At 69.6% G+C, this 11,183-nt stretch carries 9 protein-coding genes and 1 pseudogene; 6 read left to right on the plus strand and 4 right to left on the minus strand.

Features of this window, described 5'->3' with window-relative positions:
- Window positions 1–365: 365 nt before the first annotated feature.
- Window positions 366–1,197 (plus strand): annotated as a pseudogene (locus J1M36_RS08695) (IS5 family transposase).
- Between the two features lie 68 nt (window positions 1,198–1,265).
- Here the strand turns inward: J1M36_RS08695 and J1M36_RS08700 are convergent.
- Window positions 1,266–2,798 carry a SulP family inorganic anion transporter gene (locus J1M36_RS08700; protein ID WP_206479084.1) on the minus strand — a complete coding sequence of 511 codons (1,533 nt, stop codon included), beginning with the start codon at window positions 2,796–2,798 and terminating at the stop codon, window positions 1,266–1,268.
- Between the two features lie 255 nt (window positions 2,799–3,053).
- Here J1M36_RS08700 and J1M36_RS08705 point away from each other — a divergent pair, with 255 nt between their 5' ends.
- Window positions 3,054–3,425 (plus strand): MerR family transcriptional regulator, encoded by a 372-nt coding sequence (locus tag J1M36_RS08705; RefSeq protein WP_206479091.1) that lies wholly within the window; start codon window positions 3,054–3,056, stop codon window positions 3,423–3,425.
- Between the two features lie 515 nt (window positions 3,426–3,940).
- Here the strand turns inward: J1M36_RS08705 and J1M36_RS08710 are convergent.
- Together J1M36_RS08710 and J1M36_RS08715 are read right to left on the minus strand one after the other, a co-directional pair.
- Window positions 3,941–5,344 (minus strand): MBL fold metallo-hydrolase, encoded by a 1,404-nt coding sequence (locus J1M36_RS08710; RefSeq protein WP_206479085.1) that lies wholly within the window; start codon window positions 5,342–5,344, stop codon window positions 3,941–3,943.
- A 422-nt stretch (window positions 5,345–5,766) separates the two neighbouring features.
- Window positions 5,767–6,645, minus strand: a complete 879-nt coding sequence (locus J1M36_RS08715) for a F510_1955 family glycosylhydrolase (RefSeq protein ID WP_206479086.1) — start codon at window positions 6,643–6,645, stop codon at window positions 5,767–5,769.
- Window positions 6,646–6,803: 158 nt separating this feature from the next.
- On the opposite strand from J1M36_RS08715, the gene J1M36_RS08720 reads away from it, so the two are divergent.
- Genes J1M36_RS08720 through J1M36_RS08730 form a run of 3 tightly spaced genes read left to right on the plus strand, consistent with a single transcriptional unit; the run spans window position 6,804 to window position 8,862 of the window.
- Window positions 6,804–7,505: a response regulator transcription factor gene (locus J1M36_RS08720; RefSeq protein ID WP_206479087.1), complete on the plus strand. Its 702-nt coding sequence runs from the start codon at window positions 6,804–6,806 to the stop codon at window positions 7,503–7,505.
- Window positions 7,502–8,677: an ATP-binding protein gene (locus J1M36_RS08725; protein WP_206479088.1), complete on the plus strand. Its 1,176-nt coding sequence runs from the start codon at window positions 7,502–7,504 to the stop codon at window positions 8,675–8,677. Before J1M36_RS08720 ends, J1M36_RS08725 begins: the two co-directional genes overlap by 4 nt.
- Window positions 8,674–8,862, plus strand: a complete 189-nt coding sequence (locus J1M36_RS08730; RefSeq protein ID WP_241247039.1) for a heavy-metal-associated domain-containing protein — start codon at window positions 8,674–8,676, stop codon at window positions 8,860–8,862. The genes J1M36_RS08725 and J1M36_RS08730 overlap by 4 nt, the downstream gene beginning before the upstream one ends.
- Here the strand turns inward: J1M36_RS08730 and J1M36_RS13015 are convergent.
- Entirely contained in the window at window positions 8,852–9,127 is a 276-nt protein-coding gene (locus J1M36_RS13015) for a hypothetical protein (RefSeq protein WP_206479090.1), read from the minus strand. The two genes, J1M36_RS08730 and J1M36_RS13015, sit on opposite strands and share 11 nt — an antisense overlap.
- 18 nt (window positions 9,128–9,145) lie before the next feature.
- Here J1M36_RS13015 and J1M36_RS08740 point away from each other — a divergent pair, with 18 nt between their 5' ends.
- Window positions 9,146–11,176 (plus strand): heavy metal translocating P-type ATPase, encoded by a 2,031-nt coding sequence (locus J1M36_RS08740; RefSeq protein WP_206479092.1) that lies wholly within the window; start codon window positions 9,146–9,148, stop codon window positions 11,174–11,176.
- The last annotated feature ends 7 nt before the right edge of the window (window positions 11,177–11,183 follow it).

Genomic DNA, 11,183 nt, shown 5'->3' on the forward strand with positions numbered 1-11,183 from the left:
CCCCAGGGGCTGTACGGGCGTCGTCCCCCGCGGGACGACGCCTGTAGGCGTGAGCAGGAGAAACACACCATGGGCCTTCCCGTCCTCGCCCCCCCACGGCGAACCCGGACCTGCCTCCTCCACGACGGCGACCCCGCCCTGGTCGCCGTCTTTGCCCTCACTGCCGCCTCTGGGGACCTGCTTACGGCCCGCATGCGGTTACGAGACCACACCGACCATTGAGGACCAGCAACTGGGTGTTGTGGGCCATGAGGTTGCTGACGCTGGTGCGGCCTGGTGGCGGCTCATAAGTGGTTAAGAGATGGTTTCAATAGTTATGGCTGAGGCATTGAGCGCTGCCTGCCCGATTGGTGATCCTGGTTGCCATGACGAGTCAGACAGCGTCGGGGCGACTGCTCAGCGACCAGCTGTGGGAGTTGCTGGAACCGTTGATCCCACCGCTTCCACCAGCCAAGAACGGGCGGACCGGACGCCCGCGGGTCGATGACCGGGCAGCGCTGGAGGGCATCCTGTTCGTGGCCGAGCACGGCATCGCCGCCGAAGTTGCTGCCCCACGAGCTGGGCTTCGGCTCCGGGATCACCTGCTGGCGCCGGCTGCGAGCCTGGCAGGAGGCCGGGGTCTGGGAGAAACTCCACCACGCCGTGCTCGAGAAGCTCGGTCAGGAGGGAGCGCTGGACTGGTCGAGGGCGTGCCTGGACTCGGTCAGCGTGCGGGCCAAAAGAGGGGCGAACTGACCGGTCCCAACCCCACAGACCGGGGCAAGTTGGGGACGAAGTACCACTTGCTGGTCACCGCTGACGGGTTGCCGCTGGCGGTGGCGATCACAGGGGCCAACCGGCACGACTCCATGGTCGTGGAGCCGATCCTGGACGGACTGGCCCCAGTTAAAGGGCGGGGCCCAGGACGTCCCCGACGCAGACCGGTCAAGCTGCATGCGGACAAGGCCGCGCGCCTTCAAGAGGGTGCGCCGCTACCTGCGCCGGCGCGGGATCACCGCCAGAATCGCCAGGATCGGCGTGGACTCCAGCGAACGGCTGGGCCGGCACCGCTGGGTCGTGGAACGCACCATCTCCTGGCTGCTGGCCTTCCGCCGCCTGGCCATCCGCTACGACCGCACCGCCACCACGATCACCGCACTGGCGACTCTGGCCGTCACTGTCATCTGTGCCCGACGGCTACCCCGGAAAGACTATTGAAGCCATCTCTAAAGCATGTGGGCCTCACATCGTGTTGAGGTGAGGCCCACGTGGGGTAGCAACTGGGGTCAGTGGCCGCCCTGGTTGAGCATCCCGGACATGCGCGCGCGCATCCGCCGGCTGGGCTCGTTGAGCCCGACGATGCGAACGGTCTTTCCGTAGTGGGCGTACTTGTCGGTGACGGAGTCCACCGCGGCGACGGTGGAGGCGTCCCACAGGTGGGAGTCGGTGAGGTCGATGACCACGTGCTGGGGATCCCCGTGGTAGTCGAACATCGTGTAGAGGTCGTTGGAGGAGGCGAAGAACAGCTCCCCGTGGACCGTGTACACGGCGGTGTCCCTCCCGTCACGGTTCTCGAGGGTCCGGTCCACGCTCACCAGGTGGGCGACCCGGCGGGCGAAGGCGACCATGGCCACGAGCACGCCCACGATGACCCCGAGGGCGAGGTTGTGGGTGGCCACGGTGACCACCACGGTGGAGGCCATCACCAGGGTCTCCGCCACAGGCATCCGGGCGAGGGTGGTCGGGCGGAGGGAGTGCCAGTCGAAGGTCGCCCAGGACACGAAGACCATGATCGCCACCAGTGCGGCCATCGGGATCAGCCCCACCACGTCGCCCAGGGCGACGACCAGAATGAGCAAGAACACCCCGGCCAGGAAGGTGGAGATCCTCGTGCGGGCCCCCGAGGCCTTCACATTGATCATGGTCTGGCCGATCATCGCGCACCCGCCCATGCCCCCGAAGAAGCCTGAGACCATGTTGGCCGTACCCTGCGCCCAGGATTCGCGGGTCTTGTCCGAGCGGGTGTCGGTGATGTCGTCGACGAGCTTGGCGGTCATCAGCGACTCCAGCAGCCCCACCAGCGCCATCGTCAGGGCGTAAGGGGCAATGATCTGGAAGGTCTCCACTGTGAAGGGAACGTTCGGGAAGAACAGGGCGGGCAGGGACTCGGGCAGCTGCCCCTTGTCCCCGACGGTGGGCACCTCCATGCCCAGGGGCACCACGATCGCGGTGATGACGATGATCGCCACCAGTGGGGCCGGCACCACGGTGGTGAGCTTGGGTAGCAGGAAGACGATGGCCAGCCCTAGGGCGGTGAGGGGGTAGACGGCCCAGGGCACCCCGATGAGCTCAGGCACCTGGGACATGAAGATGAGGATGGCCAGGGCGTTGACGAACCCGACCATCACCGACCGCGGGACGAAGCGCATCAACCGGGCCGCCCCCACCAGCGCCAGGACGATCTGGAAGATCCCGGCCAGGATCACGGCGGCGATGAAGTAGTCCAGCCCGTGGGAGGCCATCAGTGGGGCGATGACCAGGGCGACGGCACCGGTGGCGGCGGAGATCATCGCCGGGCGCCCGCCGAGGATGGAGGTGGTCACGGCCATGGTGAAGGCCGCGAACAACCCCACCCTCGGGTCGACCCCGGCAATGATCGAGAAGGCGATCGCCTCGGGGATCAACGCCAGGGCCACGACGAGGCCCGCGAGGACCTCGGTCTTGAGCCAGCGGGGGTTCTTCAATGTGGCACGGACGGACTGGCGTTCCTCCGGCGTGGGGACGGCGGCCGTGCCGGCCGCGGTGGTGGCAGGGGGCATGAAACGACTCCTGAAAGTGGTGGGGGCGAGGACAAGGTGGGCTACGGGCCCTGCGCAGTACTGCGCGCACGAGGACGGAAAACCGGATGCGACGAAAGGTCGGCTGGGTAGAGCGGGGCCGCAGGCCGTGCGGCAACCAACCTTGACATTGTGTCAATGTTCGCTTGCAACCCTAACGCTGCGTTAGGGTGGGAGGCAATGCGAACAGCCATCACTGTGACTGACGCCATGACGGACGAGGAACGGGGAGCACGGATGCACATCGGGGAGATGGCGGAGAAGTCCGGGGTTTCCTCCCGCACCCTGCGCCACTACGAGGCCATCGGGTTGCTGCCCCCGACCGGGCGCAGCGAGGGGGGTTTTCGCATCTACACCGACGAGGACCTGCGCCGCTTCATGACGATTAGGCGGATGAAGGCCCTGGACTACTCCACTGCCGAGATGGGCCGGCTGCTGGAGCTGCTCGACATCGCCGAGAACGACGATGCCCCGGAGGCCGAGCGCGCCGACGCCCGCGCCGAACTGGACGCGATGCGCGCCGACGCCCGGACCCGGCGGGAGAAGCTGGCCCGTCAGGTGGAGCGTGCCGATGAGTTCCTCGGCATCCTCGACCACCGCCTCGGGTAACTGCTCGCCGCCCACACACCGACCGGCCAGTGAGAACCAGGCCATCATGTTCCTGACCGTACGACTATGCCCGCGAGAGGGGCCGACCGCCCGGCTACGGGCGCGGCGGTTCTGGGCCCGTAGCGTGCACCCCCGTACCTACCGGCAGATGGTCGGCATACTGGAGGTGGTCACCGCCACCCAGGTCCTAGGCATCTCCGATCTCCGTGCCGCTCCGGCGGTCAGCAACTGACCAACGGCTTCTCTGCGTTCCGACCGGCCCATCGTCGCAGTTCACCGACCGCCTGCAGTGACCCACCGTGCATCCCGACCCCGGCGGAGAACATGCCTCTGCGCGGGAGGCAACAGGGACTATCGCGCAGGCCACGGACGGCCAGGGCGGCACCAGCAGGCACCCCGGATGTGCGTTCTCCGGGATGCTATTCGGCTCCCTGGCGTCGCCAGGGACGGCCGAGAGGAGCCACCCGCATGATGCGGGTGGCTCCTCTCGGCGGTTCAGTCCTGAATGCGCCGGGTCAGCGGGTGGCTGCGGCGGTGTTCTGGGCAGCGGCCCAGGCGGCGTAGGAGCCCTCGAGCTCAGCCACGTCGTAGCCTGCGTGGCGCAGCGTGTTGGCGACCACCGAGGACCGCAGTCCGCCCTGGCAGTAGGTCACGATCGTGCCCTCAGACGGGAGCTTGTCCAGGTTCCACAGCACCCGGCCCCCGTGGATCTGGGTCGCCCCGGGGACGTGGCCGGCGGTGTGCTCACTGGCCGCACGCACGTCCAGCAGCAGCGCCTTGTCGAAGGCCTCGACCTGCTCCGGGCTCACCAGGCGCGGAGTGGCCTGGGGCAGGCCCTCTATGGTGGTGACGTATCCGGCGACCGCGTCGATGCCCACCCGCACCAGGTGGTCCCAGAACTCGTCGGCCGCCTCCTGGCCAGCCGCCAGCAGCACCAGCGGGCGGGGATCGGTCTCCGGGTCCACCGCCCAGGCGGCATAGGTAGCGATGGACTTGCCGCCCGGGATGTTCAGCGCCCCGGCCACGGTGCCGGCGTGCACCTGATCCACGGAGCGGGTGTCCACGAAGACCACCGCATCTTGAGCCAGCTGCTTAGCCACGGTCTCGACGCTGAGCTCCGCCAGGGGCACTCGCTCACCGAACACTGCCGGGCCCTGCCGGTTCTGGCGCTTCATCCGCCCGAAGTAGAACGGGGCGTCGGGCTGGCCCTCCAGCAACTCGGTGATGAAGCCGGCCTCGTCGTTGGCGGCCAGATACGGCCCCCACCAGGAGTAGAGCCGCTCGTAGCCCACCGTGGTGGAGGGGATCGCGCCCAGGGCCTTGCCGCACGCGGAGCCGGCCCCGTGGCCGGGGAAGATCTGGACGTGATCGGGCAGGGTCAGGAACTTGTCCCGCAGGCTGGCGAACATCTGCTTGGCGCCTTCGAAGCGGGTGTCGACTCCGCCGGCGGCCTCGTCCAGCAGGTCGGGCCGGCCCAGGTCCCCGGAGAACACGAAGTCGCCGGTGAGCAGGTAGCCCGGGGCGTCGGCGAAGGCCCCATCGGTGACCAAAAACGACAGGTGCTCCGGGGTGTGACCGGGGGTGTGCACCGCGGCCACGACGATGTTGCCGATGCGGATCTCGTCCCCGTCGTACAGGCGGGTGGCCTCGAACTCGTACTGCCAGTCCTCCCCGCCCTCACCGGAGACGTACATGGCCGCTCCGGTGGCCGCGGCCAGCTCGCGGGTGCCGGAGAGGTAGTCGGCGTGGATGTGGGTCTCGGCCACGGCGCTGATCTCCATGCCGTTCTTGGCCGCCATCTGGAGGTAGACGTCGATGTCGCGGCGGGGATCGACCACCAGGGCCTGGCCGGTGGCCTGGCAGCCGATGACGTAGCTGGCCTGGGCGAGGTCCTCGTCGTAGATGCGCTCAATCAGCATGGGTATCTCCTTCTCGGGGAGTCGGTAGAACAGGGGGCCGGCGGAGGTTCCTCCGGGCGTCTGCCCACCAGCGTAATACCCCCCGGGGTATCAAGCAAGTACCCCCCGGGGTATGCCATGGCGACCCGCCATGGCTTGAAGTCACCGTGGTGGCGACGCACGACGACCCCTTGAAAAGATCGGGCATATGGGTTCGCAGTCATGGATTGCCTGTTCAGGCTCTGGACATGCCACCGAAGTGCTCGCTCAGCGCGACAGCCTTCAGCTCGTCCTTGCGCGCGCCATCGCCGTCGCTCGGCGCAGCTGCTGTTGCAATGACCGCTAAAATCCGCCGAACTTCTACTGCAACACAGTGGGCACTCAACGCAGGCGAGGTTGTTACGACGGTGCTCTCGCAGGACGGCTGGGCGGGATATGGCAGGTCAGAGCAGTTGCTCGGTGGTGTTGCCGCCGTTGGTGGTGCGCAGCACGGTGGCATCGGCCACGATCAGGGCCTCGACCGTGCCGTCGGCTGTGGTGCTTGCGCCCAGGGCGGTGATCTCCCCGAGCGGCTGATCGCTAGCAGTCCAGGTGTCTCCGGCGTTCGTGCTGGTGAGCAGGCGCCCGTCGATCCCGGTCCCGACGATCGTCTCGTCGTCGGCCCAGCTGATCAGGGAGACCAGTTGCGGGGTGTCCAGGGTGTCCCAGGTGGCCCCGTCGTCGGTGGAGCGCAGCACCCCGTCCTGGGTGGTGGCCAGCACCGTCCCGGTGCCCGGGGCGATCGCCAGATCGGCCGGGGCGGAAGGGATCTGGAGGGTCTCCCAGGCGCGCCCGTCGGTGCTGGTGCGCAGTTGCCCGTCGAAGCCGATCACCCCGGTCGGGCCGGCGGCCAGGGCGTGGAAGTCCGACTCCCCGCCGCGGGAGAGCACCGTCCAGGTCTTGCCGGCGTCGGTGGATTCGATCAATCCGACCGGTTCGGGCAGGTCGGTGCCAGGTCCGGGGTGGCCCGAGGCCAGATACCGGCCATCGCCTGCGACGGTGAAGCCCATGAGGTCGATCACCGGACCGACCTGGGTGAGTTCCCGGTCTGCCAGGCGGAACAGCCCTTCGTGGGTGGCCAACAGGATCGCCCCCGTGCCTGTGTGGCGGGTGATGGCGTGCACGTGGGTGATTGCGGTGGAAGCACTGCTGTCCGGAGCCGCAGGGGGCGAAGAGTCCGCCGAGGTTGAGGGCACCGCCTGCGGCGCGCAGGCCACCAGGGCGCCGGTGCCGAGCAGGCCAAGCCCACCGGTGAGCAGACGTCTGCGGGTCAGGGGATTCATGGGTCCTTTCCGCCTCACGCCACACCGCGAGGACCACCCACCATTCTCGGTTGGCCGGACAGGGACCTGCGGCGTTTTCCTTGAAGGTTTGGCGAAGATTCCACCCCCGACCCGCCTTCGGGGCGGATGCGGCCGGGGCCGGGGGCGACACTGAAGGCATGAACCCTGGCGCTGACACCACGGCCGGGCGGGTGCTGGTGGTCGATGACGAAAAGCCCTTGGCGCAGATGGTCGCCACCTACCTGACCCGGGCCGGCTACGACGTCGCCCAGGCCTACACCGGCCCCGACGCCGTGGAGGCCGCCCGCACCCAGGAGCCGGACGTCGTCGTCCTGGACCTGGGCCTGCCGGGGATGGACGGGATCGAGGTGTGCCGGCGGCTGCGCGAGCACTCCGAGTGCTATGTGCTGATGCTCACCGCCCGCGGGGACGAAGACGACAAGCTGGCCGGGCTGGCAGCGGGGGCTGATGACTACATCACCAAGCCCTTCAGCGTGCGCGAGCTCGTCGCCCGGGTCGCCGCGGTGCTGCGCCGGCCCCGCACCACCGTCGCCCCGCTGGAGCCGGCGCGGGTGTTCGGGGAGCTGACCGTGGATCTGGCCGCCCACGAAGCGCGACTGGGTGAGGAGCCGGTGGGGTTGACCCGTACCGAGTTCGACCTGTTGGTTGCCTTGTCGGCCCGTCCGCACCAGGCGTTCACCCGCCGTCAGCTCATCGACACCGTGTGGGACCCCGCCTGGGTCGGGGATGAGCGGCTGGTGGACGTGCACATCGGGCACCTGCGCCGCAAGCTCGGCAAGGACCCGAGCCGCTACATCGACACCGTGCGCGGGGTCGGGTACCGGATGGTGATCCGATGACTAGGCGACGCAATCGGGGGTTGGCCGCCCGGTTCTTCCTAGCCCAGGCCCTCGTGGTGGTTCTCAGCATTCTCGCCGCCGTGGTGGTGGCCTCGGTGGCCGGCCCACCGATCTTCCACGAACACCTTCTGCGTGCCGAGGCCGGCACTGATGCCACCCAGGTGATGCATGTGGAGCGGGCCTACCGCGACGCCAACCTCATCACCCTGGGGGTGGCCCTGGGCACCGCCCTGGCCTGCGCCGCGGCGGTGACCTGGCTGATCACCGGCCGGATTCAACGCACCCTGTCCGCCCTCACCGCCGCGGCCCAGGCCATGGCCGGGGGCCGCTATGACGTGCGGGTCCCGGCTATCGGTGCCGGCACCGAGGTGGACGCGGTGGCCGCCTCCTTCAACACCATGGCCACCCGGCTGGAGCGCACCGAGGACACCCGCCGGCGGATGCTTGCGGATCTGGCCCATGAGATGCGCACCCCGATCTCGGTGCTGAGCGTCTACGTGGAGGCCCTCCAGGACGGAGTCACCTCCTGGGACGAGGCCACCGGTGAGCTCATGAGCGATCAGCTGGGGCGACTGACGCGGCTGGTCGAGGACATCCACGACGTCTCCCGGGCTGAGGAGGGCCGGATAGACCTGAACCGCAGCGAGCAACCCGTGGGTGAGCTGCTCGGCGCTGCCGTCGAGGCCCACCGGGAGGCCTACGCCACCAAGGGCGTGAACCTGGTGCTCAAGGCCGAGGACACCGCCGGGATCGTGGAGGTGGACCGGCAACGCATGGGCCAGGTGCTGGGCAACCTGCTCACCAACGCCCTGCGCCACACCCCGCCGGGCGGAACGGTCACCGTCCGGGCCACCCCCCAGAACGCCGGGGCCGTCGCCCTCCAGGTCGCCGACACCGGTGACGGCATCAGCCCCGAGCACCTGCCCCAGGTGTTCGAACGCTTCTGGCGCGGGAACACCGCCCGCAACCGCGACCACGGCGGCTCCGGGATCGGGCTGACCATCGCCAAAGCCCTGGTGGAGGCCCACGGCGGGACACTGACCGCCACCTCCCCCGGCGCCGGCGCGGTCTTCACCGCTGCGCCCCCGCCCCGGCCTCTGACCAGGCTGCTCCCACCGTCGAGACGGCCCCCTCTGCGGGCACTTCAACGACGTATCAGGTGGAGGGCATGACGTGTGGCCACTGCGCCGCCAGTGTCACGGAGGAGCTCACCGCCCTGGAGGCGGTGACCGAGGTCCACATCGATCTGGTGGCCGGCGGGGCCTCCACCGTCACCGTCACGGCCACCCGTCCGCTGTCCACCACGGAGGTCCGGGCCGCCGTGGAGGACGCCGGCTACACCCTCGTCACCGGCTGACGAGCCCGACCATCACCTCGGCCCCTGCGGGGGCCTGCGCGGCAAGGAGCACAGCATGAGCGCCCCGCACCACGACCAGCACCACGATCAGCACCACGATCAGCACCATGAGCACGGCCACGGTCCGCAGCCCCCCAGGGATCACGGGAACCACGGCGGCCACGGTCACCACGGCGATGCCACCACCCACGGGCAGGCCATGCCGCAGGCCCACGCGCACTCGGGCCTCGATGAGGAGCACGTGGTCCACACCCACGGGGAGCACGCCGGGCACTCCACGGCGATGTTCAAGAACAAGTTTTGGCTCTCCCTGGTGCTGGCGATCCCCGTGGTGGTCTTCAGTCCCATGGTGGGGCACCTGCTGGGCTACCACGTGCCCGTCTTCCCCGGCTCTACCTGGATCGCCCCGGTGCTGGGCACCGTCATCTTCGTCTACGGCGGGATGCCCTTCCTCAAGGGCGGGGTGACCGAGCTGAGATCCCGCCAGCCGGGGATGATGCTGCTCATCAGTATGGCCATCACCGTGGCCTTCGTCGCGTCCTGGGTGACCACCCTGGGGATCGGCGGGTTCATGCTCGACTTCTGGTGGGAGCTGGCGCTGTTGGTGGTCATCATGCTGCTGGGCCACTGGATGGAGATGCGCGCACTGGGCGCAGCGTCGTCCGCCCTGGACGCCTTGGCGGAGCTGCTGCCGGACGAGGCCGAGAAGGTCGTGGACGGGGAGACCGTCACCGTGCCGATCCATGAGCTGGCGGTGGGGGATGTGGTGCTGGTCCGTTCCGGGGCCCGGGTCCCCGCCGACGGGCAGGTCGTGGACGGGACAGCCGAGTTCGACGAGTCCATGATCACCGGTGAATCCCAGGCCGTCGCCCGCGGCCCCGGGGAGACCGTGGTGGCCGGGACCGTGGCCACCGACAACACCGTCCGGGTCCGGGTCGACGCCGTCGGAGCCGACACGGCCCTGGCCGGGATCCAGCGCATGGTCGCCGACGCCCAGGCTTCCTCCTCCCGCGCTCAGGCGTTGGCCGACCGGGCGGCCGCGTGGCTGTTCTGGTTCGCCCTGACCGCCGGCATCCTCACCGCCATCGCCTGGACTGCCCTGGGCAGCCCGGACGATGCGGTGGTGCGCACGGTGACGGTGCTGGTGATCGCCTGCCCGCACGCCCTGGGGCTGGCCATCCCGCTGGTCATCGCGATCTCCACCGAGCGCGCCGCCAAGGCCGGGGTGCTGATCAAGAACCGCATGGCGCTGGAGCGGATGCGCACCATCGACGTGGTGCTCTTCGACAAGACCGGGACGCTGACCGAAGGCGCCCACGCCGTCACCGGTACTACCTCCGTCCCCGGGGTCGCCGAAGCTGAGCTGCTGGCCTATGCGGCGGCCGCCGAGGCCGACAGCGAGCACCCCGTCGCCCGCGCCATCGTGCAGGCCGCCACTGCCCACCCCGAGGCCGCCGGGCTGGGCCTGCGCGGGACCGACTTCCAGGCGTCCACCGGCCGTGGCGTGCGTGCGACCGTGGACGGGACCGAGGTGATCGTGGGCGGGCCGAACATGCTGCGCGAGCTCGGCCTGGCCACCCCAGCCGCGATCGCCGCCCCGGTTCGGGCCTGGACCGACCGTGGCGCCGGGGTACTGCACGTGGTGCGGGACGGGCGCGTGATCGGGGTCCTGGCCCTGGAGGACCAGGTGCGGCCCGAGTCCCGTGCCGCCGTCCGGGCCTTGCAGGACCGGGGGGTGCGGGTCGCCATGATCACCGGCGACGCCCGCCAGGTGGCCGAGGCCGTCGGGGCGGATCTGGGCATCGACGAGGTTTTCGCCGAGGTCCTGCCCCAGGACAAGGACACCAAGGTCACCGAATTGCAGGCCCGCGGGATGACCGTGGCGATGGTCGGCGACGGCGTCAACGACGCCCCGGCCCTGGCCCGGGCCGAGGTCGGCATCGCCATCGGTGCCGGCACTGATGTGGCCATGGAGTCCGCCGGGGTGGTGCTGGCCGGCAACGACCCCCGGGCGGTGCTGTCGATGATCGACCTCTCGCGGGCCAGCTACCGCAAGATGGTCCAGAACCTCGCCTGGGCCACCGGCTACAACATCATCGCCGTGCCCTTGGCTGCCGGCGTCCTGGCCTCGGCTGGGCTGGTGCTCTCCCCGGCCGTGGGGGCGGTGCTGATGTCGGTGTCCACCATCGTCGTGGCGCTCAATGCCCAGCTGCTGCGCCGCATCGACCTGGACCCGGCCCACCTGGCCGCCACCGACACCAAGGACCGGGCCACTGCCCCCTCCGAGCGGCCCGCTACGGCGCCCGCCCACTGACCCACCC

It is taken from the genome of Kocuria sp. KRD140 (assembly GCF_017168375.1).
In the GTDB taxonomy this organism is placed as follows: Bacteria; Actinomycetota; Actinomycetes; order Actinomycetales; family Micrococcaceae; genus Kocuria; species Kocuria marina.